The following is a 22,706-nucleotide window of genomic DNA, read 5'->3' as shown; positions in this document are numbered from 1 at the left end:
GCTTTGCCGATTGCCTGATTTCCTGCGCCGTTCTAGGCTCTTGGTCGGGTGCCCATAGCGGAGGAATGCAGCAGTGAGCGACGGCAGCGAAGCGACCGAAATCTACATCGGCTTGGGCGGAGGCGGTGCGCCCGACGGGCCGCGCCAGTCGCTGGTGCTGAAGCGCGCGAACCGCCACGGGCTGATCGCGGGCGCGACCGGGACCGGCAAGACGGTGACGCTGCAGGGACTGGCCGAGGGCTTTTCGGCGGTCGGCGTGCCGGTCTTCGTCGCCGACGTGAAGGGCGACCTTTCGGGGCTCGCGATGGCGGGCAGTCCGACGTCGAAACTGCACGAGGTCTTTGCCAAGCGCGCGGCCGAAATCGGCGACAGCGACTGGGCCTATCACGACAATCCGGCGATCTTCTGGGATCTGTTCGGCGAACAGGGCCATCCCATTCGCACCACAATTTCCGAGATGGGGCCGCTGCTGCTCGCGCGGCTGATGGATCTCAACGAGGTGCAGGAAGGGGTCTTGTCGATCGCCTTCCGCGTCGCTGACGAACAGAATCTGCTGCTGCTCGATATGGGCGATTTGCAGGCGATGCTCGCCTGGTGCGCCGAAAATGCCGGCGATCTGTCGACCAGATATGGCAATGTGACCAAAGCGACGGTGGGGACGATCCAGCGCCAGCTTTTGTCGCTGCAAAGCCAGGGCGGCGACCATTTCTTCGGTGAACCCGCGCTCGACATCATGGATATGATCCAGTGCGACGACAAGGGCCGCGGCTATGTGAACATCCTTGCCGCCGACAAGCTGATGGCCAGTCCGAAGCTTTATGCGACCTTCCTGCTCTGGCTGCTGTCCGAGATGTTCGAGACGCTTCCCGAAATCGGCGACCCCGACAAGCCGAAGCTCGTCTTCTTCTTCGACGAGGCGCATCTGCTGTTCGACGACGCGCCGCCCGCGCTCGTCGACAAGATCGAACAGGTCGTGCGCCTGATCCGCTCGAAGGGCGTCGGCGTCTATTTCGTGACGCAGAATCCGATCGACGTGCCCGAAGAGGTCGCGGGGCAGCTCGGCAATCGTGTGCAGCACGCGCTGCGCGCCTTTACCCCGCGCGACCAGAAGGCGGTGAAGGCGGCGGCCGACACCTTTCGTCCCAATCCGAAGGTCGACGTCGCGCGCGAGATCACCGAGCTCAAGGTCGGCGAGGCGCTGGTCTCGCTGCTGATGCCCGACGGCGCGCCCTCTCCGGTCGAGCGCACGCTGATCAAGCCGCCCTGCTCGCGCGCCGGTCCGCTCGACCCCAAGGAGCGTGCGATCATCCAGTCGATCTCGCCGGTCGCGGGCAAATATGACACGCTGGTCAATCGTGAAAGCGCCGAAGAACTGCTCGCCGCCAAGGCCGAGCAGGCGCAGGCGGCCGCTGCTGAAGCCAAGGCGCAGGAGGAAGCCGACAAAGCGGCGGCAATCGCAGCGAAGGAAGAGGCCAAGCGCAAGGCCGCCGACGAGCGCGTCCGCCTGCAACAGGAACGCGCCGCGGCGCGCGAGGCGGCAAAGCCGAGCATGGCCGAAAAGATGATGCAATCGGCGGCACGCTCCGCCGCGACGAGCCTCGGCCGGCAGGTCGCGGGCAAGTTCGGCGGCCAGTTGATGCGCGGCATATTGGGCAGCCTGTTCAAATGACCGCCAGGGATGCCGCGCGGATGGAGGCGGCGCTGCTTGCCGTTGCCGACGCAGGCATCGACATCCGCCATGCGCTGTTCGATCGCTTTCTTGCGGCCTTTCCACATCGCCGTGCGGCCTTCCTGAACCTCGACGCCGCGTCGCGGCGCATGACCGACGAGACGTTGCAGGCGATGTTCGGGCTGGCGCAGGGTGAGGGCTGGGTCTGGCCGCAGATTGCCGAACTGGTGGTAACGCATCGCAACTATGGGACGCTGACGGCGGCCGAATATGACGCCTTCGTCGATATGGCGGTCGATGCGCTTGCTGTGGCGGCGGGCGCCGCATGGGACGCGGATTGCGACGCCGCGTGGCGCCGTCAGGCCGCGGCGCTCAAGGCGATGATCCACCGCGCGCTCGCCGAATGGCAGGCGGCGCTTCCCGAGGTGCGCCGCCGGGCAGCTGGCTGACCCAAGCCAGCGCGCGGCGCGCTTTATTGCATCTCGACAGCGGCCAAGGCTTCGGGCAATTTGGTTGCATGACAAAACCTATATTGCCTGGAGAGGTAGCCGCCGCCGTCGTCGATCCCGTCGCTTACGGGACATGGGATGGCTTGCACCAACAGCTTGCCTGGGCGCGCGCCAATGCGCCGCTCGCGGTGGCCGAGAACCCGGACCATGATCCCTTCTGGCTGGTGACGCGGCACGCCGACGTCATGGCGATCGGCCGCGATCCGCAGCGTTTTGCCAATGCGGTGCGCCCGACCGTGCTCACCAATCGCGATGGCGAGGCGCTCGCCCGTGCCGCGACGCCGGGCAATGATGGGCATCTGATCCGCTCGCTCGTCCAGATGGATGCGCCCGACCATATGAAATACCGGCTGCTGACGCAGAGCTGGTTCATGCCCAAGAATCTGAAGCAGGTCGAAGACCGCATCCGTCAGATCGCGCGCGAGACGGTCGACAAATTGCTCGCGACCGGGGGCGAATGCGATTTCGCGCGCGACGTCGCGGCGCATTATCCGCTGCATGTCGTGATGGACATATTGGGCGTGCCGCCGGAAGACGAGCCGCGGATGCTGATGCTGACCCAGCAATTGTTCGGATCGACCGACCCCGACCTCAACCGCAGCCGCGAGGCGATCACCAGCGCCGAACAGGCGATCGCGATGCTCCACTATGTCATCGCCGATTTCGAAAATTACTTCCGCGAACTGACCGCCGACCGCCGCGCCAATCCGCGTCAGGATATTGCGACGGTGATCGCCAATGCGACGATCGATGGCGGCCAGATTCCCGACCGCGAACTTGCGGGCTATTATATGATCATCGCGACGGCAGGGCACGACACGACGAGTGCGTCGACCGCCGGCGCGATCATGGAGCTGGCAAAGAATCCGGCGCTTTTCGAACGCTTTCGCGCCGCCGACAGCGACAAGGCGGGGCTGATCGAAGAGGCGATCCGCTGGACGACGCCGGTGCAGCATTTCATGCGCACCGCACGGGCCGATGTCGAGATCGGCGGGCAGCAGATCCGCGAAGGCGACTGGCTGATGCTCAACTATGTTTCGGCCAATCGCGACGAGGCGGTGTTCGGCGACGCCTTTGCATTCGACCCCGACCGCGCGAAGAACCAGCAGATCGCCTTCGGTTTCGGCGCGCATGTGTGCCTCGGCCAGCATCTGGCGCGCATGGAAATGCGGATCATGATGGAAGAATTGCTGCCGCGCCTGAAAAAGCTGGAACTCGCTGGCGAGCCGGCGCGCGTCGAGTCGGTGTTCGTCGGCGGCTTGAAGCGCCTGCCGATCCGGTTCGAAGCGGCGTAGGGAGCTGCAAGCGACCGAAGTTTGCCAGGTTCACCGAAGGAATGAGAGTCCCGCGACGGTATTGTGTTCCCCGGCGAAAGCCGGGGTCCAGGGCTTTAGAGTTCCAACGTCGGCGTTCGACGCTCTGGACCCCGGCTTTCGCCGGGGAACACGAAGCTGTCGCAAAGACGCTGCCCTAAACCCTCTCGCCCGGAAAGAAGCGTGCGATCACGTCGCTGGCAAGGCGCGCGGGGCGCAGGGTTTCGGCGTCGATGCAGCACCAGCTCGATTTGACTTCGGCAAGCACCTCTTCGCCGCGCTTAATGATCGTTTCGTAAAAGGCGCGCGCGCCCTGGACCTTTTCCAGGATCACCGTCGCGATGACCTCATCGTCCAGAAAGGCGGGGCGGCGATAAGTGATTTCATGCTTCAGCGCGACCCACAGATGCTGGGCAACCGCCTCGGGCGGCGCGATCTTGCGCCAGTGCGACAGGACGGCATCCTGCACCCAGCTCAGATAATGGGCGTTGTTGACGTGGCCCATGAAGTCGATGACGTCGGGGCCGACGGTGATGTCATGGTCGTGGGGAAGCGCAGCGCTGCTCATATCGTTGACACTAGTGTCAACAATTCGTGACGGAAAGATGAAATCCGATTCTTTTCTGGTCCGGTCTCGGGAAGGGCCATCTTCGACGGCGGCGAAGAATGCACTCAGCCGCGGCCGCGATAGGGGGCGACCCCCTGATCGGGCAGCCACAGACCCTCGGGCGGCGGGCCCGATTGCCAGAAAACGTCGATGGGAATGCCGCCGCGCGGATACCAATAGCCGCCGATGCGCAGCCATTGCGGCTGCATCTCGTCGAACAGGCGGCGGCCGATACCGACGGTGCAGTCTTCGTGAAAGCCCGCATGATTGCGGAAGGAGCCCAGGAACAGCTTGAGGCTTTTCGATTCGACGATCGTTTCGCCCGGCGCATAGTCGATCACCAGATGCGCAAAGTCGGGCTGCCCCGTGACGGGGCAGAGCGAGGTGAATTCGGGCGCGGCAAAGCGCACGAGATACAGCTCGCCGGGGCGCGGATTGGGTACATAGTCGAGCGATGCCGCCTCGGGCGAGGCAGGCAGTTCACTCGATTGGCCAAGATGTTTGGGCTGAAGCGGCGTATGGCTGGAATCACTCATGGCTTTCGTCTAGTGCGGCGCGCAGCCGATGTCACCGTCGATCGGGACGGGATGGCGGCGCGAAGCGCCCGTGCGGTACGCAAGGCGCAGGCCACACAGAGTTTTCGGGATCGCATAACATCATGACGAAGCGGAGTTTCGGGCGGACAGCGAAGATGGCGCGGCTATCGACCGCCGCGCTGGCGGCGGTGTTGATTGCGGGCGCGGCGGCGACGCCGGCGCTGGCGCAACAGGACGAAACGCCCGCCCCGACCCCGGCGCCATCGGCCACCAGTCCGTCGACCTTCCGCCTGCCGTCGACCAACGATGGCCGCACCACGGGGATGCAAGGTCCGGCGGACAATGGTATTCCGCCGCTTGCGCCGGGCGAGCGCCGCGGGACTCCGGCACCGACGCCTGCGCCTGCGCCGACCGTGGTCGTCCCGACGCGCCCTGCGACCGCGCCGACGACCCAGCGTCCGACCGCGACTACGCCCGCGCCGACCCCCGCGCCCACCCCGACGCGCCGCGATACGCCCGCCGCGGCATCGACGCGCCCGCCTTCCGCGACGCGGACGCCCGCGCCGACCCCGGCACCGACCGCGTCGCAGGACGCGCCCGCTGCGACCCCGCCGTCCGACGATGCCGCCACGCTGCCGGGCTTCACCAGCGATCCGACGAGCGCGGCGGGCACGCTCGACGCGCCGGTGCAGCCGTCGGACGAGGCGGCCGGTCCGGCGGCGCCGATCGACAAGGGCGCGGTGCCGATCTGGGCCTGGCTGCTCGCGGGGCTCGCCGCTGCCGGGGCGGGGCTATGGTATTGGCGCCGCCGTCCGGCGCCCGCCGCTGACGCCCCGGCCGATTATGATCAGCCCTCGCCGCCGCCCGCACCGCGTGCCGCCGTTCCTGCGCCGCGCGCCGCCACGCCGCAGCCAGCACCGCGGCCTGCTCCTCCGGCACCGCAACCCGCGCCGCAACCGGATCGTGCGCCCCAGCCGCAATTCCGGCCGACGCCGCTTCCAATTGCCTCGCCGCCCGTTCCCTCCCCGCTCGTCACGCGCCCCGCGGCAGAACGGCGCGCGCAGGTGTCGATGGCGTTCGAGGTACGCGACATTCGCCTGACGTCCGAACATCTGGTCGTGTCCTTCACGCTCAACCTGCTCAACGAGGGGCTGCTCGACGCCACCGGTCTGCTCGTCCGTATTGCGCTCCATCAGGCGTCGGCGATGCCCGAAGCGGTGCTCGCGCGCTTTTTCGACGGCGCGGGGGGCAGCGTGCTGCGCGACGATATGACATTGGCGGCGGGCGCGGGCGAGGCGCTGACGACCGAGGTGATGTTGCCGCGCGCGATCGTCGAGCCGCTGGTGATCGGCGGCCGCCCGATGCTCATCCCGGTCATCGCGCTAGACGTCACCTATCATTGGGATGGCCCGGGCGAGGCTTTTGGCCAGAATGCCGGCAGTTTCGTGCTCGGCCGCGAACAGGGGACCAGCGGCAGCGACAAGCTGGCGCCGCTGCCCTTCGATCGCCCGATGCTGGTCATTGACCGCCCCGGTGCACGCACGACCGCCGTGCGCCGGATGCAGTGATTCCCCGCGTCGCGCGGGCGCCACGCTCCGCTTTACCTCCGCTTTTGTGTTGCGGCGCAGCATTGACTGGGGCAGAGCGCCACTGCGCTTGAAAAAGCGCAGGTGGGGGCATAGGCTGATGTTCCCCGGAAAGATTAAGAGCCACAGCAGGATGGCCGGCGGAGGGAATGGATAGAAGGTCCACCGCCCGGTCGTAACAGGAGCATGACATGGACGCCTTGGTTTCTACCGAATGGCTGGAACGCGAACTGGGGGCATCGGACCTGCGGGTTGTCGATGCGACGAAATTCATGGCGGGAACCGACCGCGACGCGCGCGCCGAATATGAAGCCGGCCATATCCCCGGCGCGGTGTTCATGGACCTGACCGAATTGGCCGACACGACGAGCGCGGTCGAAAATATGGCACCGCCGCCCGAAAAATTCGCAAGCCGCATGCAGTCGCTCGGCCTCGGCGACGGCAGCCGGATCGTGATCTATGACGACAGCCCGCTCAAGAGCGCGGCGCGCGCCTGGTGACGCGAAGGCCGTCCGCACCAAGGATCAGATGCTCGCCAATGTCGATGGCGGCACCGAACAGGTCGTCGACGCGCGCCCGGCGGCGCGCTTCACGGGCGAGGAACGCGATCCGCGTCCGGGCATGGCACCGGGACATATCCCCGGTTCGCGCAGCCTGCCGCACGGCCAGCTGTTCAATGACGATGGCACGTGGAAGCAGGGCGATGCGCTGAAGGCGGCTTTCGATGCCGCCGGGATCGATCTCGACAAGCCGCTCGTCGCAACTTGCGGCAGCGGCATGACTGCGACCGTCCTTGCCTTTGGCGCGCATCTGCTCGGCAAGGATGATGTCGCCGTTTATGACGGCAGCTGGAGCGAATGGGGCGCCGACGCGGCGACCCCGAAAGCGACCGGCGCGGCCTGACCGGGCGGTGGCCGGCCCGGCGGACAAGGATGATCGACGCCGCCCCGCGACGAAGCTCGTCCAGGGCGGGCGGCGGCCCGAATGGACGGGCGACCCGCGGCTTGGCGGGGGGATCGTCAATCCGCCGGTCTGGCGTGCCTCGACGATCCTATACGACAGCATCGCCGATCTGAAGGCGCGCGGCCATGCGACGCACGACAAGCTCTATTACGGCCGCCGCGGTACGCCGACGGTGTGGGCGCTAGCCGACGCGCTGACCGAACTCGAACCGGGTGCGGAGGGCACGCTGCTCTATCCTTCGGGCGTTGCAGCGATATCGGCGGGGCTGCTCGCGCTGCTCGCGCCGGGCGATCATCTGCTGATGGTCGACAGCGCCTATGAACCGACGCGCAGCTTTTGCGACGGCATGCTCGCGCGGTTCGGGGTGCGGACCAGCTATTATGATCCGTGCGTCGGCGCGCGCATCGCCGATCTGATCGAACCCGAAACGCGGCTGATCTTCCTCGAATCGCCGGGCAGCCTGACCTTCGAGGTGCAGGATGTACCCGCGATCGCGCGCATTGCCCGTGAACACGGCATCGTGACGATGCTCGACAACACCTGGGCGACCCCGCTGCTCTTTCCGGCGATCGCGCATGGCATCGACGTGACGATGATGAGCCTGACCAAATATGTTGGCGGTCATTCAGACGCGATGATGGGCTCGCTCACCGCGACGCGCAGCCTCTGGCCGCGGCTGCGGCAGGCGACCTATCAGCTCGGCCATGCGGTATCGCCCGACGATTGCGCGCTGATGCTGCGCGGGCTGCGCACGCTGGATGTGCGGCTGGAGCGACACGGCGCCAATGCGCTTGCGGTGGCGCGATGGCTTGCGGCGCGGCCCGAGGTCGGGCGGGTTCTCTACCCGGCGCTGGCGGACGATCCGGGCCATGCGCTTTGGACGCGCGATTTTTCGGGAGCGAGCGGCCTGTTCGGCTTTACGCTGAAAGGCGCCGACGATGCTGCACGCGCGCGCTTTATCGACGCGCTCACCCTGTTCGGCATCGGTTTCAGCTGGGGCGGCTTCGAAAGCCTGGTGGTGCCGAGCGATCCGCGGACGATTCGCACCGCGACCGACTGGACCGACCCCGATGCGCTCATCCGCCTGTCGATCGGACTCGAGGATCCGGCCGACCTGATCGCCGATCTCGAACGCGGATTCGCGGCGCTCGGGGGCGCATCATGATGGACGCGCTGCTCGTCCGGCTGGGCTTGCCGCGCATGGCGGAGGCCCAGTTGGCCGAGCTCGGCGTCGCCGCGATGATCGCCGGGGCCGCGTTGATCGTTGGCTGGACGCTGAAGGTCCGGCTCGGGCCGCGGCTGGCCGACTGGCTCCATGGCCGCGAACTCCATTCGCGCGGGCCGCTGACCGAACGAGCGCCCGCGATTCTCGGCTGGCTGGTCGCGCTTCTGATCGCCGGAATTGGCTGGAGCGTCTGGGCCTGGACGCCCTATCCCGCGCTGCTGCTCGGGCTGGTGCTCGCTTTCTCGGCCGCGGCGACGGCGCGCAATCTGGTGCTGGGTGTCGGGCTGGGCCGCGTACCGGCGCTGATGCTGGCGGCGGGGCTTTTCGTGGCGCTGTTGTCGCATGTCGTCGGCGGACTGGCGACCCTGCAGGACCGGCTCGATGCGATCGGCTTCAGCGCCGGGCGCATGCATGTTTCGCTGCTGTCGCTCATCAATATCGCGCTGACGGCGCTGGTGCTGTTCCTGCTGGTGCGAATCGCCAACCGGGTCGTGCGGCGCGTCGTGCGCGGCGGTCCTGACCTTGATCCCACGCAGCAATTGCTGGTCGAAAAGATCGCGAGCGTCGTGATCGTCATCGCCGCCTTCTTCGTCGGCATCGACCTGCTCGGCATCGACCTGACCGCCTTTGCGGTCTTTTCGGGCGCGCTCGGGCTGGCGGTCGGTTTCGGCCTGCAAAAGACGTTCGGCAATCTGATCGCCGGGATCATCCTGCTGATGGACCGGTCGATCAAGCCGGGCGACGTCATCGTCGTCGCCGATGCGGTGGGACGGGTGAACAAGATCGGGGTGCGCGCGGTGTCGGTCATCACGCGCGACGGCAAGGAACATCTGATTCCGAACGAGCTGCTGATGACCGAGCGGGTCGAGAACTGGAGTTATTCGAGCCGCGAAGTGCGAATCAAGATGGCGGTCGGCGTCAGCTATGACAGCGATCTGCGGCTGGCGCAGCGGTTGATGCTCGAGGCGGCTGACGAAGCGCCGCGCGTTCTCAAAAAACCCGCCCCGGTGTGCTGGATCACCGGCTTCGGCGACAGTGCGGTCAACCATGAGCTGCGACTGTGGATTTCGGACCCCGAAGGCGGGCTCGGCAATATCCAGGGCGACGTCTTTTTGCGCATCTGGGACAAGTTCAAGGCGGCGGGAATCGAAATTCCCTTTCCACAGCGCGACGTCCATGTCCGCTCGCTGCCCGAAAAAACGCCCGCTGCGGCAAAGCCGAAGCGGGCGTCCCGAAAGCCGGACTGAGCGATACCGCCGCGCGAGTCTAGAATCCTTTGGCCTTGGCGCGTTCGATTCCCTGAAGAATGATCGCCTTGGCTTCGTCGACGTCGCCCCAGCCACCGAGCTTCACCCATTTGCCGGGTTCGAGATCCTTGTAGTGGGCAAAGAAATGCTCGATCTGCTGCAGCACGATCGGCGGCATGTCGGAGTAGCTTGCGACGTTCGCATAATAAGGGAAGGTCGAATTGACCGGCACGCACAGAAGCTTTTCGTCGCCGCCGCCATCGTCTTCCATCTTGAGGACGCCGATCGGGCGGCATTTGACGACCGCACCGGCAACGACCGGCGACCGCGCAACCACCAAGGCATCGAGCGGATCGCCGTCTTCGCCCAGCGTATGCGGAATGAAGCCGTAATTGGCGGGATAGCGCATCGGCGTGTGCAGGAAGCGATCGACGAACAGCGCGCCCGAAGCCTTGTCGAATTCATATTTCACCGGCTCGCCGCCGATCGGCACCTCGATCAGCACGTTCAGGCTGTCGGGCGGACTGTCGCCGGCGGGGATCAGGTCGATGCGCATGGGAGAGTTTCCTTGTTTCGTGATTTGCGCGCGCCTTTAGCGCCCGTGGGCGCCGAAAGTCGAGGCCATTACGACCAAAGATAGGCCGGCGCGATCAGAGCGCGCGTTTGGGCGCGAGCAGCTGGTCGAACCAGTCGGGGCCCGTGCCGACCTTTTCGAGGTGCGGCCAGCGCAGCCCGCCATGATAGTCGATCTCGACCGTCCGGTAGCGGCCGCCGCGTTCGACGAGCAGCCGAACCGGCGTCTTGCCGTCGGCGGCGGCACGGATCGCCGCCTCCAGCCGCTCGCGGTTATAGGCCATGCCGTCGACCGCCAGGATTTTGGTGCCGTTGATGATGTCGGCGCGAAAGGCGGGGCCGTCCCACAGGATACTGCCGGCGACGCCGTCCTTGTCCACGGTCATGCCCAGCGAATGGGTGAGGTCGAAATTCTTCGCCCGCGCCATCCGCGCCCGGTCATAGGCATTGGGGGCATCGCGCCAGACAAGGCGATAGCCCGCCTTCTCGATACCGCCGATGGGCGCCGGCTGGCCGGGCTCCTGAAGCCGCGTGCGCAGGAACTTGTCCCAGTCATAGGGATAGACGGCGTTGAGCGCCGCGACGACATCGGCAAAATTATAGGTAACCTCGCCCCAGTCGCCGTCGCGGCCGCCGAAGAAGCCGCGCGCGAAATCGTCGAGGCTCTTGGCATTGTTGGTCGCGCCGCGGATCAGCATGTCGGCCTCGAGCCAGACAAGCGAGCCTTCGTTGTAATAATCCTCGGTGCGCGTCGCGCTGGGGAAGGGGCGCGGCTTGCGCGCCGCGATCACCGGATCGAGCGTCGTATCCTCGACCGATCGCCATGCGCGACCCGGCTGGACGCTGTAGAAGGCGGCGTTGCTCGCCCATTCGCCAAGGATCGTGTCCTTCGACTGCATCCCCGACCGGCCGGCGAGGACCAGATCCCAGAAGCTCGTCTGCCCTTCATAGACCCACAGCAGATTGCCCTGCATCGGGGTGCGATAGTCGGGGGTCCATAATTTGTCGGGGCGGCGATATTTGCCGTTCCAGCTATGCACGAATTCGTGCGGCAGCAGCCCGCGATCCGAATCGCCATCATCCCATTTGGTGAAATAGTCGGTGCCGCGGCTGTTCTCGCTGCTGCGATGATGCTCGAGGCCAATGCCGCCCAGCTCGTCGGTCAGGGCGAGCAGAAATTCGTAGCGGTCGAAATGCTTCGTCCCGAACAGCGCCAGCGTTTCCGACACCAGCGCCGCGTGGCGCGCGATCTGGTCGGGCGTCGCGTCGAGATATTTGGCCTCGTCGGCGACGACGTTCAGCGTGACATTCTGACCCAGATCCCATTTGCGGAAATAGCGCCCCGCAAACATCGGGCTGTCGATCAGCGTTTCATAGCTCGTCGGCGCATAGCTGTAACGGTTGCCCGAAATCTTGAGCCCGTCGAGCGCGGCGGAGCCGGTCCAGCCCTCGGGAAGCGTCAGGTCGAGCTGGACCGGAATCTGGCGGGTGAAATAGCCCGCGGGGTACATGCTGACCTGTTCCCATTGCAGGTTCATCATCGTCGGAGTCACCACGACCCGGCCTTCGCTGCTGCGCGTTGGCGACAGGAAATCGAAGGCGATATCGATGCTCTTGGTGCCGGCGGGCACGTCGATGTCGAAGGCGTAGACGTCGGTCGGCTGCCGCGTCCAGCCGAGCGGCTTGCCGCCGGCGCTTGCCTTGAACCCGGCGATTTCGGCAATCGCGCCGCGCGGCGCATGCTTGCCGGGAAGCCATTGCGGATAGAGCAGGGTGAATTTGCCCGCACGCGGCACCGGAATCGTCTGGCGCACGCGATAGATGCCGCGCGCGAAGTCGGTCGCGTCGACCTTGAGCAGCATCGTGCCGGGATAGGGCTTGTCCGCGGGCAGCGGGATTACGTGCGGCTGCACCACTGGCTGCGGGCGGCTGTTGGCATCCTGGGCAGCGGTGGCGGATGCGAACAGGGCGGGGGCCGCAATCAGCGCGGCGGCGACGAACGGTGCTTTTTTCATGGGCAGCGACTCTGCCGCCAATTGCCGCCGCCGTCCAGCGCGGGCTTGCGCAAGCGCGCTTTGCCTTTCGACGAAAAAAGATTAGACGCGCGGCGCATGAGCAAGGACAAAAACGCAAAGATCAGCGTCCCCCAACCGGTGCGCGGCACCCAGGACATGCTCGGCGATTTCGCCGACCGCTTTGCGCATGTCGTCGACGCGTTCGACCGGGTGCGCCGCCTCTATGGTTTCAAGCGCGTCGAGGTGCCGGTGATCGAGCCGACCGCGGTGTTCGCCCGCTCGCTCGGCGAAACGACCGACGTCGTGTCGAAGGAAATGTATTCGTTCGAGGATCGCGGCGGCGAATCGATCACGCTGCGCCCCGAATTCACCGCCGGCATCGCGCGCGCTTATATCACCAATGGCTGGCAGCAGTTCGCGCCGCTGAAGGTTGCGACGCACGGGCCGCTGTTCCGGTACGAGCGCCCGCAGAAGGGTCGCTACCGCCAGTTTCACCAGCTCGACGCCGAAGTGATCGGCAGCGACAGCCCGCTCGCCGATGCCGAACTGCTGGTGTTCGCCGACCAGCTTCTGAAGGAGCTTGGCGTCGCCGAAGGCGTGACGCTGACGCTCAACACGCTCGGCGATGCGGCGAGCCGCGATGCCTGGCGCTCGGCGCTGGTCGAGCATTTCATGGGCCATCGCGCCGATCTGTCCGAAGACAGCCTGGCGCGGCTCGACAAGAATCCGCTGCGGATCTTGGACAGCAAGGATCCGCGCGACCGCCCGGTCGCCGACAGCGCGCCCGATATCGACGCATTTCTGACGAGCGAGGCTCAGGATTTCTTCGGCGCCGTAACCGCCGGGCTCGACGCTGCGGGCGTCGCGTGGGAACGCAACGCGCGGCTGGTGCGCGGGCTCGACTATTATCGCCACACCGCGTTTGAATTCGTCACCGACCGGCTGGGCGCGCAGGGCACGGTGCTCGGCGGCGGCCGCTATGACGGGCTGATCGAAGCACTCGGCGGCCCGCCGACCGCAGCCGTCGGCTGGGCGGCGGGGATCGAGCGGTTAGCGATGTTGCTTGGCGACGATGTGATCGACACGCGACTCGACGCGGTGATTGCGGTCGAGGACGATGGCCAGCTTGCGCTTGCAATGCGGGCTCTTGCGGCGCTTCGTACCGGAGGCTTTGCAACCGAAATTGTGGCGACCGGGTCGCCGCGCAAGCGTTTCGACAAGGCGACAAAAATTCCGGCGCGAGCGCTGGTGTCCATCGGCGCGCGCGACGGTTCGCCGCACGCCAACGTGCGCGGCGACGGAGAACGCGCGCGCGCGATCGAGGCGCTCGTCCGCGCGCTCTGATGACCACCGTTTCCGCCAAGCAGATCGACGCGATCATCGAACGGCATGCCGCGCTGCAGGCTCGCATGGCGACGGGCGATATGGCGCCCGCTGATTTTGTCGCGGCGTCGAAGGAATTTGCCGAGCTTGAACCGGTCGCCAAGGCAGCGGCCGAAGTGACGCGGCTGCGCGGTGAGCTGGTGTTGCTCACCGAAATGCTCGCCGATCCCGAGATGAAGGCGATGGCCGCCGAGGAGATCGCGGCGGTCGAGGAAGCGCTGCCCGCCGCCGAGCATGATCTTGCCATCAAGCTGCTACCCAAGGATGTTGCCGACGAACGCGCCGCGATGCTCGAAATCCGCGCCGGCACCGGCGGCGACGAAGCAGCGCTGTTCGCGGGCGACCTTTTGCGCATGTACAGCCGCTATGCCGACAGCCAGGGCTGGAAGGTCGAAATCATCTCGGCCAACGAGGCCGAGGTCGGCGGCTACAAGGAAGTCGTCGCGTCGGTCAGCGGGCAGGGCGTCTTCGCGAAGCTCAAGTTCGAAAGCGGCGTCCACCGCGTCCAGCGCGTCCCCGTCACCGAAAGCGGCGGACGCATCCACACGAGCGCTGCGACCGTCGCGGTGCTGCCCGAGGCCGAAGAGGTCGACGTCGCGATCAACGACAACGACCTCAAGATCGATATCTACCGAGCGTCGGGCGCGGGCGGACAGCACGTCAACACGACCGATTCGGCGATCCGCATCACACATATTCCGACCGGGCTCGTCGTGATCCAGCAGGACCAGCGCAGCCAGCACAAGAATCGCGCCAAGGCGATGCAGGTGCTGCGTGCGCGGCTCTATGATCTGGAGCGCGAGAAGATCCACAGCGCCGAGGCGTCGGCGCGCAAGTCGATGGTCGGGTCGGGCGACCGGTCGGAGCGCATCCGCACCTATAATTTCCCGCAAGGCCGCGTCACCGATCACCGCATCAACCTGACGCTCCACCGTCTGCCCGAGATATTGGAAGGGCAGATGGACGAACTGATCGACGCGCTGATCGCCGAGGATCAGGCGCAGCGGCTGGCGGGGCTCGCCGATGGCTGACCGGCGCGGCGAGGTGGACAATAATCTCCGCACCGCGACCAATCTCCTGTCGGCGACGAGCGACACGCCCCGGCTCGATGCCGAATTGCTGATGGCGCATGCGCTCGGGATCGACCGCCAGGCCCTGTTGCTCGATTCTTCGCGCTATGAGGTGCCCGAGAGTTTCGTGCAGCTGGTCGCGCGGCGCATGGGTAACGAGCCGATCGCCTATATTGTCGGCTATCGCGATTTCTGGACGATCCGCGTCGAAGTGGGGCCCGGCGTGCTGATTCCGCGGCCCGACAGCGAAACGCTGATCGAGGTCGCCATCGACATTGCGCGCGAGCGTGGGGCGGGCTGGCCGCGCGCCATTCTCGATCTCGGCACCGGTCCGGGAACGCTGCTGCTCGCGGCGCTCGACGTCTTTCGGGGCGCGACCGGGCTGGGCGTCGATGCGTCCGAACAGGCGCTTGCCTATGCCCGCGACAATGCGGAAGCGCTGGGCGTCGCGCCGCGGGCAAGCTTCTGCTCCGGCGACTGGGCGGCGGGGCTCGACGGCGCGTTCGACCTCATATTGTGCAATCCGCCCTATATCGCCGACGACGAGGCGCTGATGTCCGACGTTGCCGATCATGAACCCGCCGAGGCGCTGTTTGCGGGTGCCGACGGGCTCAACGACTATCGCCGGATCATTCCCGATCTGCCGCGGCTGCTCGCTCCGGGCGGGGCCACGATCCTTGAAATCGGGCACACGCAACGCATATCGGTGTCGGAACTGGCCGAGGCGGCGGGTTTCGCCGTCGCCTGTCGCCGCGACCTCGGCGGCCGCGATCGGGCTCTGGTGCTGACCCGGCCCGAATGATGCAGCGCAAGAATTTGCTTGGTTTCCGCCGCAAAGCCCTGTAGGGGCGGCCTACAGACCCGAGCGGGAACCTTCATTGGTCCGGCCGGTCTGCTTCCCACTTGCGATGCTGGTGCGGGGCCTTGGCCCGGCGCAGGCGGTAAGGGCAAAAACCGCGCGGCAAGCGCGGGCGCGGCGCGCAAATGGCGCGGTCGGCCAAAAGGGGTTGGCGTAGCTTATCAGCTTATCAGGATGTCTCAGTTGAACATGAACAACCGGCAGAGCGGTCGCCGTCGCGGCCGCAACAATAACAACAACCGTTCGCAGTCGGGTGGCGGCCGCGGCGGTGTCGACCAGGCCAATCGTATCGACAGCCGGGCGCGCGGCAACGCGGCGCAGATGATCGAGAAATACAAAAATCTCGCGCGCGACGCCCAGCTTTCGGGCGACCGTGTCCAGACCGAATATTATCTTCAGTTTGCCGACCATTATTTCCGCGTGCACAGCGATTTCCGCGCCCGCCAGGAAGAACGGAACGGCGGCCCGTCGGATCGCAACGATCGCCAGCGTGAAATCCGCGGCGTCGAGGATTTCGACGCGCACGATGACACCGATCTCGATAGCGACGGCAATGACGGCGACGGCGATCAGGGTGACAGCCGCGAGCGCCAGAGCGACGACAATCGCGGCAACCGCCGCGATCGCGACCGCAATAATGATCGCGGCAACGACCGGGGCAACGACCGGGGCAACCGTCGCAACAATCGCGATGCGGCACGCGGCGATGACGACGCCGGTGGCGATGGCGAAAGCACGACCGAAGCCGAAGCGACCGAAGAGGCTGCACCGGCGCCGCGCCGCCGCGGCCCGCGCCGCGCCCGGCCCGAGGCCGCTGCCGAAGACAGCAGCAGCATCGACAGCGCCGCGCTACCCCCCGCAATCGGGCGCAGCGAACGCGCCGCCGAGGCCGAAACCGCCGACGCCGATGCGCCTGCGCCGAAGGCGCGCCGCACCCGCCGCACGCTCGCCGCGCGCGACACCGGGGTCGAAGCGGCCGAATAAGCCCGCGATTTCGCACTGGTTTTTACCGGCGACATGACCTAGCCTCCCGCCATCGTTCGCGATGGCTGGGGGAGAATATCGATGCGCCGGTTGGTCTTGGCTTTGGGTCCGGTGATGCTCGCCGGCCTTGCATATCCGGCCCTGGCGCAGGACGGCGACCCTGCCACCGCGCAGGGCGATGTTGCGGTCACCATCTATAATAATGGTCAGTCGCTGGTGCAGGATGCGCGCCAGCTCTCGGTCGCGCGCGGCCGCAACCGGATCGAATTTCCCGACGTATCGGCGCGCATCCGGCCCGAGACGGTGACGCTCTCGGGCGCCGGGCTCTCGATCGTCGAGCAGAATTTCGATTTCGACCTGCTCACCCCCGACAAGCTGATGGACAAGGCGATCGGCCAGTCGGTGACGCTGGTCCGCACCAATCCCGCGACCGGCGCCGAAAAGAGCGAGCGGGCCAAGGTGCTCGCGGCGAACGGCGGCATCGTGCTGCAGATCGGCGACCGGATCGAGGTGCTGCGCGACGACGGCCTGCCGGTGCGCACCGTGTTCGACCGCCTGCCGCCCAATTTGCGCGCGCGGCCGACGCTGTCGGTGACGGTCGACGCTGCCGAAGCGGGCGCGGTGCCGGCTCGGCTTTCCTATCTGACGCCCAATCTGGGCTGGACCGCCGATTATGTCGCGCTGTTCGACGCGGCGAAGGGCGCGATGGACCTTCAGGGCTGGGTGACGCTGACCAACACGACCGGTACGACCTTCACCAATGCGCACACCCTTTTGGTGGCGGGCAATCCCAATGGCGGCGGTGGCGGCTTCACCCGGCTTGCCGGGACGATGGACAGCGCGGGCACCGAATCGAACGACCGCGAGCGGCTGGGCGACTATTATCTCTATCCGCTGCCCGCACGCACCACGATCGCCAATGCGCAGCAGAAACAGGTCAGCTTCCTCGACGTGAAGGGGGCGCCGGCGAAATCGACCTATGAGTTCACCAATCGCTGGCTCGGCAGCAGCAACGATCCGGTCAGCGCGGCGAGTGTGCTGCGCTTTTCGACCTCGCGCCAGGGCGGGCTCGGCGACCAGCTGCCCGCCGGAACGATCCGCGTCTACATGCGCGACGCGCGCGGCGATCCGCAATTCATCGGCGAAAATCGCATCGACCATACCCCGATGGGTTCGGCGATGTCGCTGCGCACTGGCGATGCGTTCGATGTGAAGGTGCTGCCCACCATCGTCTCGCGCACGCGCAAGGGCGATTCGCGCTGGGTGACGAAGATGAAATACACTCTCAGCAACGCGCGGCCGGGTCCGATCACGGTCCAACTGGCGCAGGACGGGCTGTGGGGCGATGTGCGGATCGTCGACGAAAGCCTGAAGAGCGAACGCGTCTCCGCCGACCGCGTCGAATGGCAGGTGCCGGTCCCCGCCAACGGCAAGGCCGACGTCACCGTCACTTTCGACACCCGCTATTGAGCCGCGGCGTGGCGCGCGGCTGGCCGCTGTTGATCTGGGCCGCGGCGCTGTTGGCGCCGCCGCCGGCGCTTGCGCAGACCGAGCGGCCGATCGTCGTTTCGGCGGCGGCGCAGGATGTCGCGGTCACCGTCTATCGTGCGCCGAATCGCGGTAGCGGGCCGATCGATCCGCGCTGGCCGCGCGGCTTTGCCTTCATCACCGAAAGCCGACGCGTGACGCTGCCCGCCGGGGTGTCGGTGGTGCGGTTCGAAGGCGTGGCCGAAGGACTGCTCCCCGAAACCGCGGTGGTCAGCGGGCTTCCCGACGGGGTAATCGAAAAGAACCGCGATTCCCGCCTGCTTTCCCCCGCCGGGCTGGTCGACGCCTATCTGAAGCGCAGCGTGACGCTTCGCCGCACCAATCTGAAGACCGGCAAGGCGGTGGAGCAGGAGGCGGTGATCCAGGCCGGGCCGAATGGCGGGGTCATCGTGGAAACCGCGAACGGGATCGAAGCGCTCGGCTGTTCGGGCCTGCCCGAACGCATGCTCTATCCGCGCGTCCCCAAGGATCTGTCGCCGCGCCCGACGCTGTCGGTGCTTGTCGAAAGCACGGCGGCGCGCACCGTCACCATCCAGCTCCTCTATCTGGCCGAAGGGTTCGACTGGGCAGCCAATTATGTCGCGAATCGCGGTGCCGACGGCAAGACGCTCGACCTCACGGGCTGGGTCACGGTCGCCAATGGCGGCGTGACGAGTTTTCCCAATGCCCAACTCAACGTCATCGCGGGACGGCTCAACAAGATGTACAGCCCCCCGCTGCCGCGCAGCACGCCGGGGCCGCTGGTGCTCAAATGCTGGCCGATGGATGTCACGAGTACGCACCCCTATTGGGAGCTGCCGCCGATCGACGAGTATGAAAATTACGCCGCCGATGCGGTGCAGGAGGTTGTCGTGACCGCCCGGCGCCGGGGCGCGGACCTGCGCGCCCCGCCCGCTCCGGCGGCCCCGCCTCCCCCGCCGCCGCCTCCACCTCCGCCCCCCGAGGATCTTGGCGACCTCAAATTCTATCGCATCCCCTTTCGCGTCGATGTCGCGGCAAAGGGGCAGAAGCAGGTGGCGCTGCTCGCGCGGGGCGGGGTTGCGGCCGAACAGCTCTATGCGGGGTCGCTCTATAATTATGGCAATGGGCGACCCCAGCCGCTGACGACGCGGCTGCGGGTGCAGAATCGCAAGGCGGACGGGCTTGGCCTCGCGCTTCCTGCCGGGGCGGCGATGATCTTTGAAACGGTGGCGGGCGAGCCGTTGCTGGTCGGCGAAGCGAAAATCGGTGACAAGGCGGAGGGTGAGCGCGTCGATTATGATCTGGGGGCGAGTCCTGCGGTCCAGTATCGCGCCGCTGTCCTCCCCGATTCGGATGCCGACCACCGGCTGTGGCAGGTGACGCTGACCAACGCGCGCCCGACCGACGCGGAGGTGGAATTGCTCATCCCCTTTGCCATCGACCCCGCACCCGAAGGATGGGAGCGGCGCGGCAACAGCTGGGTCTGGCGCGTCCGCGTTCCTGCGAACGACCGCATCGAACAAAGCTTTCGCGAAAACCGCAAGGGCGGTTGAGGCCGATCAGGCCGGCGGCAGCGGGCGCGGCCGGTGATTCTCGTCGAGTGCGACGAAGGTGAATAGTCCTTCGGTGACCTTTACCTGCTCTTCGCCGCGGCCGCGGGTCGCGATCACCTCGATCCGGATGCCCATCGAGGTGCGGCCGCGCCGTTCGAGATGGGCATAGACCGAGATGATGTCGCGCAGCAGGATCGGCGCGATGAATTCCATCGCCTCGATCGCCACCGTCGCGGTCGGACCCTGCGCGATTCGCGCGGCGACAATGCCGCCCGCAATATCCATCTGCGCCAGCACCCAGCCGCCGAAGATATGGCCGTTGCTGTTGATGTCGGCCGGCTGCGGCACGACACGCAATATGGGGTCGCGGGGATTGTCGGTCATGGGTTGAGGTCCGGGTCGTCCTTGAAGGGGTCGTCGATCGATTCGTCGTGGCCGCTGCCGCTCGACAGGAAGACAAGTCCCATCAGTGCCGCGCCGAGCATGACCGACAGGCCGACGCCCGCGGCGGTCGCGATCATCATGTGGATCGTCAGCGCCTCGCCCATGGTGAAACGCAGCCAGCTCAGCGCGCCGACGACGGCGAGCAGCGAGACGATGCTCATCCCGCGCATCAGCCGGCGATAGCGCGCCCAAGCGACTTTCGACGTGTCGCTATTGTCGAGTGGCGAAGGTTTGACCATGCGCGCCTCCATGAACCAAGCCGCGGGCAAGGTCAAGCGGTAATGGCGGCGTTCCGTTCGTTTCGCGCCCACCGCGAATCATGATAGACTGTGCGGGCAACGACAGGACAATCGGGAAAGGAGCGCCAGCGCATGACGATCGGAGCGATTCTTCAGGGGCGGAGCGGTGCGGTGATCGCGGCGCGGACCGACGATTTGGTGCGCGCGGTCGTCGATCTGCTTGCCCAGCATCGGATCGGTGCGGTGCCGGTACTCGACGGCGATTCGCTGGTCGGCATATTTTCCGAACGCGATTTCGTGCGCCTCGTTGCTTCCTATGGTCCCGAGGCGCTCGACCGCCGACTCGATGAGGTGATGACGCGATCGCCGGTGACCTGCGGTCCGGACATGGCGGTGATCGGCGCGCTGTCGCAGATGACGCAAAAGCGGATTCGCCATTTGCCGGTGGTCGATGACAGCCGCCTGGTGGGATTCGTGTCGATCGGCGACCTCGTCAAATATCGAATCGACAAGATCGAAGCCGAGGCGGCGGCGATGCGCGACTATATCGCCGGCTGACCCGCTGCTTTGCCTCCTATTGAAAATTAATCGGTTGGCGGTAACGCGGAGCCTATGAAGCGCGTCGTCGACCGGATCCAGTGGCATCGCAAGCAATGGGCGCATCGGCGGCTGGCCGCCGGCGTGCTCAAGGCGCGGCCCATTGTGCCCGCCGACGACGGCGTCATCTATTTCTCTATGATCGGTACGCGGGTGCTGCTGCCCTATCTGGTGTCGATCAAATCGCTGTGGCACCAGGTCCCGCGCGGCCGTGTCGTGATTCTGGATGACGGCACGCTGACCGATGCCGACCGCAAGCTGCTCGCCTATCATCTCGGCGATCCCGAGATCCGGGCGATCGCGGCGGTCGATACCGGCGAATGTCCGCGCGGCGGGACGTGGGAGCGGCTGCTGACCATCCTTGATCTGCGCGCCGACGCCTATGTCATCCAGGTCGATTCGGACACGGTGACGGTCGGCCCGCTTCCCGAAGTCGCCGCGGCGATCAATGCCGGGCGCAGCTTTACGCTGAAGGGCGAGGCCGCGTCGCAGATCCTGCCGCTGGCGACGATCGCCGCGCAGGCGCTCGAATCGCAGCGCTTCACCAACCCCGCGGCGCATGTGCAGGGGGCGATCGAATCGGGGATGGACCGGCTCGATCTGCCCGAGCTGGCGGCGCCGGCCTATGTGCGCGGCTGTTCGGGGTTCGCGGGTTTCGCGCCGAGCGGCGAGGGACGGCGAATCGCCGAAGCCTTTTCGCGCGAGGCGACGGCGCTGCTCGGTGCCGAACGCTGGGCACAATGGGGCAGCGAGCAGGTGACGTCGAACTTCGTCATCGCGAATCAGCCCGACCCGCTTTTGCTGCCCTATGACCGCTACATCAATTTCTGGAACGAAGGCGTGCCGCCCGATGCGCGCTTCATCCATTTCATCGGGACGCACCGCTTTACCGGCGACGCCTATGCCGACGCGACGCGACGCGCCGTCGCGATGCTGCCGCGCTGACGCGGCGGCGCCGGGTCAGGCCGCGGGATTGCAGCGCGCCATCGCGATCAAGTCGCCAATCGTCTCGCGCGCGAAGAGCATAAGCCCGCCCGCATAGGTCAGCGCGCCGATTCCCACGAGCAGCGCCAAGCGGGGCGCCATCGAAACCGGGGCGAGCAGGTGACCGGCGACCATCACGGTGGCTGCCATCGCGATGGCCACGAGAACCGAAGGCAGGATGGCGCCGAGCAGGGCGTCCGCGCGCATCCCGATCACCGGAAGCGATCGCCACGCGGCGAAGGCGAACAGCGCAGGATAGGCGGCGATCCAGGCTGCCGCGATCCCGGCGATTCCCCAATGGCCCCCAACGAGAAAGGCGACCGGCATGATGAGCGCGCCGATCGCGGCGTTGCGCAGCGCGATCTCGGGTCGGCCCATCGCATCGGTCGCGGGTTGCAGCAGGGTGAAGAGGGTCCAGAAGGGCATGGCGATCGCGAGCAGCCGAATCAGCGGAATGGCGCCGGCCCATTTGTCGCCGAGCAGGACGAGGACAAGTGGTTCGGCGACAACCGCGAGGCCCAGAAAGAAGGGCATCGCCGCCGCCATGATCGCGCGCACCGCCCGGGCGAAGGGGCGCGCCAGCCCCTCGGCCTCGTCGCGCAGCCGCGAATAGGCGGTGAAGGCGACTTCGTTGAGCGGCGGAATGATCTTGTTATTGAAGATCTGCGTCAGGAACAGCGCGGTCGTGTAAACGCCGACCAAATGCGCGTCGAACAAGCGCCCCGCGACCAATATGTCCGCCTGCGACTGGATGAAGCCGAAGAACTGGCCGATGGCGACGAGCCCGCCATAGCGCGCGATCGTGCCGGCGCCGCGAAAATCGAACGACGGCAGCATCCAT

Annotated in this window: 21 protein-coding genes and 1 pseudogene (1 of these 22 running past the window's edge); 15 read left to right on the top strand and 7 right to left on the bottom strand. The window is 66.5% G+C overall.

All coding sequences use genetic code 11. The features are described from left to right. Positions 1–73 precede the first annotated feature (73 nt). From EBMC1_RS05795 to EBMC1_RS05785, 3 genes are all read left to right on the top strand, one after another. On the top strand, positions 74–1,669 hold the full coding sequence (locus EBMC1_RS05795) for a helicase HerA-like domain-containing protein (RefSeq protein ID WP_003041959.1): 1,596 nt from the start codon (positions 74–76) through the stop codon (positions 1,667–1,669). Beyond that, entirely contained in the window at positions 1,666–2,118 is a 453-nt protein-coding gene (locus tag EBMC1_RS05790) for a hypothetical protein (protein ID WP_040589484.1), read from the top strand. The genes EBMC1_RS05795 and EBMC1_RS05790 overlap by 4 nt, the downstream gene beginning before the upstream one ends. Before the next feature lie 68 nt (positions 2,119–2,186). Then, positions 2,187–3,473 carry a cytochrome P450 gene (locus EBMC1_RS05785; protein ID WP_040589483.1) on the top strand — a complete coding sequence of 429 codons (1,287 nt, stop codon included), beginning with the start codon at positions 2,187–2,189 and terminating at the stop codon, positions 3,471–3,473. A 175-nt stretch (positions 3,474–3,648) separates the two neighbouring features. Here the strand turns inward: EBMC1_RS05785 and EBMC1_RS05780 are convergent, their stop codons facing one another. Next, positions 3,649–4,059: an acyl-CoA thioesterase gene (locus EBMC1_RS05780; protein ID WP_003041952.1), complete on the bottom strand. Its 411-nt coding sequence runs from the start codon at positions 4,057–4,059 to the stop codon at positions 3,649–3,651. A 104-nt stretch (positions 4,060–4,163) separates the two neighbouring features. Further along, positions 4,164–4,634: a preQ(1) synthase gene (gene queF, locus EBMC1_RS05775; protein WP_003041949.1), complete on the bottom strand. Its 471-nt coding sequence runs from the start codon at positions 4,632–4,634 to the stop codon at positions 4,164–4,166. A 122-nt stretch (positions 4,635–4,756) separates the two neighbouring features. Here queF and EBMC1_RS05770 point away from each other — a divergent pair, with 122 nt between their 5' ends. The 4 genes and pseudogenes from EBMC1_RS05770 (at position 4,757) to EBMC1_RS05755 (ending at position 9,655) form a co-directional block, all read left to right on the top strand. Beyond that, the gene (locus tag EBMC1_RS05770; RefSeq protein WP_003041946.1) at positions 4,757–6,202 is read left to right on the top strand and encodes a hypothetical protein; all 1,446 of its coding nucleotides are present in this window, start codon (positions 4,757–4,759) and stop codon (positions 6,200–6,202) included. 209 nt (positions 6,203–6,411) lie between these two features. Continuing rightward, positions 6,412–7,123: pseudogene (locus EBMC1_RS05765) on the top strand (sulfurtransferase). 7 nt (positions 7,124–7,130) lie between these two features. Next, entirely contained in the window at positions 7,131–8,348 is a 1,218-nt protein-coding gene (gene metC / locus EBMC1_RS05760; protein ID WP_003041943.1) for a cystathionine beta-lyase, read from the top strand. Next, positions 8,345–9,655 (top strand): mechanosensitive ion channel family protein, encoded by a 1,311-nt coding sequence (locus tag EBMC1_RS05755; RefSeq protein WP_040589480.1) that lies wholly within the window; start codon positions 8,345–8,347, stop codon positions 9,653–9,655. The genes metC and EBMC1_RS05755 overlap by 4 nt, the downstream gene beginning before the upstream one ends. A 19-nt stretch (positions 9,656–9,674) precedes the next feature. Here the strand turns inward: EBMC1_RS05755 and ppa are convergent, their stop codons facing one another. Beyond that, positions 9,675–10,211 (bottom strand): inorganic diphosphatase, encoded by a 537-nt coding sequence (gene ppa, locus EBMC1_RS05750; protein ID WP_003041938.1) that lies wholly within the window; start codon positions 10,209–10,211, stop codon positions 9,675–9,677. A gap of 94 nt (positions 10,212–10,305) precedes the next feature. After that, positions 10,306–12,243 (bottom strand): M61 family metallopeptidase, encoded by a 1,938-nt coding sequence (locus EBMC1_RS05745; protein ID WP_003041935.1) that lies wholly within the window; start codon positions 12,241–12,243, stop codon positions 10,306–10,308. A gap of 96 nt (positions 12,244–12,339) precedes the next feature. On the opposite strand from EBMC1_RS05745, the gene hisS reads away from it, so the two are divergent. The 6 genes from hisS (at position 12,340) to EBMC1_RS05715 (ending at position 19,601) form a co-directional block, all read left to right on the top strand. Then, complete coding sequence (gene hisS / locus EBMC1_RS05740) at positions 12,340–13,587, top strand: histidine--tRNA ligase (RefSeq protein ID WP_003041933.1); 1,248 nt, start codon at positions 12,340–12,342, stop codon at positions 13,585–13,587. Then, the gene (gene prfA / locus EBMC1_RS05735) at positions 13,587–14,657 is read left to right on the top strand and encodes a peptide chain release factor 1 (RefSeq protein WP_003041930.1); all 1,071 of its coding nucleotides are present in this window, start codon (positions 13,587–13,589) and stop codon (positions 14,655–14,657) included. Before hisS ends, prfA begins: the two co-directional genes overlap by 1 nt. Further along, positions 14,650–15,498, top strand: coding sequence for a peptide chain release factor N(5)-glutamine methyltransferase (gene prmC, locus EBMC1_RS05730; RefSeq protein ID WP_003041927.1), 849 nt, complete (start codon positions 14,650–14,652; stop codon positions 15,496–15,498). The genes prfA and prmC overlap by 8 nt, the downstream gene beginning before the upstream one ends. A 246-nt stretch (positions 15,499–15,744) precedes the next feature. Continuing rightward, complete coding sequence (locus tag EBMC1_RS05725) at positions 15,745–16,539, top strand: DUF4167 domain-containing protein (protein ID WP_003041910.1); 795 nt, start codon at positions 15,745–15,747, stop codon at positions 16,537–16,539. A gap of 81 nt (positions 16,540–16,620) precedes the next feature. Continuing rightward, positions 16,621–18,009: a DUF4139 domain-containing protein gene (locus EBMC1_RS05720; protein ID WP_003041901.1), complete on the top strand. Its 1,389-nt coding sequence runs from the start codon at positions 16,621–16,623 to the stop codon at positions 18,007–18,009. Positions 18,010–18,017: 8 nt separating this feature from the next. Beyond that, positions 18,018–19,601 (top strand): DUF4139 domain-containing protein, encoded by a 1,584-nt coding sequence (locus EBMC1_RS05715; protein ID WP_003041898.1) that lies wholly within the window; start codon positions 18,018–18,020, stop codon positions 19,599–19,601. 6 nt (positions 19,602–19,607) lie between these two features. Here EBMC1_RS05715 and EBMC1_RS05710 read toward each other — a convergent pair whose 3' ends face one another. Together EBMC1_RS05710 and EBMC1_RS05705 are read right to left on the bottom strand one after the other, a co-directional pair. After that, positions 19,608–19,985 carry an acyl-CoA thioesterase gene (locus EBMC1_RS05710; RefSeq protein WP_003041896.1) on the bottom strand — a complete coding sequence of 126 codons (378 nt, stop codon included), beginning with the start codon at positions 19,983–19,985 and terminating at the stop codon, positions 19,608–19,610. After that, entirely contained in the window at positions 19,982–20,284 is a 303-nt protein-coding gene (locus EBMC1_RS05705) for a hypothetical protein (RefSeq protein WP_003041895.1), read from the bottom strand. Before EBMC1_RS05705 ends, EBMC1_RS05710 begins: the two co-directional genes overlap by 4 nt. A 132-nt stretch (positions 20,285–20,416) precedes the next feature. On the opposite strand from EBMC1_RS05705, the gene EBMC1_RS05700 reads away from it, so the two are divergent. Then, positions 20,417–20,842 carry a CBS domain-containing protein gene (locus EBMC1_RS05700; protein ID WP_003041892.1) on the top strand — a complete coding sequence of 142 codons (426 nt, stop codon included), beginning with the start codon at positions 20,417–20,419 and terminating at the stop codon, positions 20,840–20,842. A 54-nt stretch (positions 20,843–20,896) separates the two neighbouring features. Further along, entirely contained in the window at positions 20,897–21,826 is a 930-nt protein-coding gene (locus tag EBMC1_RS05695) for a hypothetical protein (protein WP_003041891.1), read from the top strand. A gap of 15 nt (positions 21,827–21,841) precedes the next feature. Here EBMC1_RS05695 and EBMC1_RS05690 read toward each other — a convergent pair whose 3' ends face one another. Continuing rightward, positions 21,842–22,706, bottom strand: partial view of an oligosaccharide flippase family protein gene (locus EBMC1_RS05690; protein WP_003041888.1) — the 3' portion only. The gene runs 662 nt beyond the window's last position; only the last 865 of its 1,527 coding nucleotides appear in the window; the start codon falls outside the window, past its right edge; its stop codon occupies positions 21,842–21,844.

Origin of the sequence: Sphingopyxis sp. MC1 (genome assembly GCF_000371385.1) — a bacterium.
Taxonomy (GTDB): domain Bacteria; phylum Pseudomonadota; class Alphaproteobacteria; order Sphingomonadales; family Sphingomonadaceae; genus Sphingopyxis; species Sphingopyxis terrae.
Note: the sequence above shows the minus strand (reverse complement) of the source record. Positions and strands in the feature narration are given on the sequence as shown.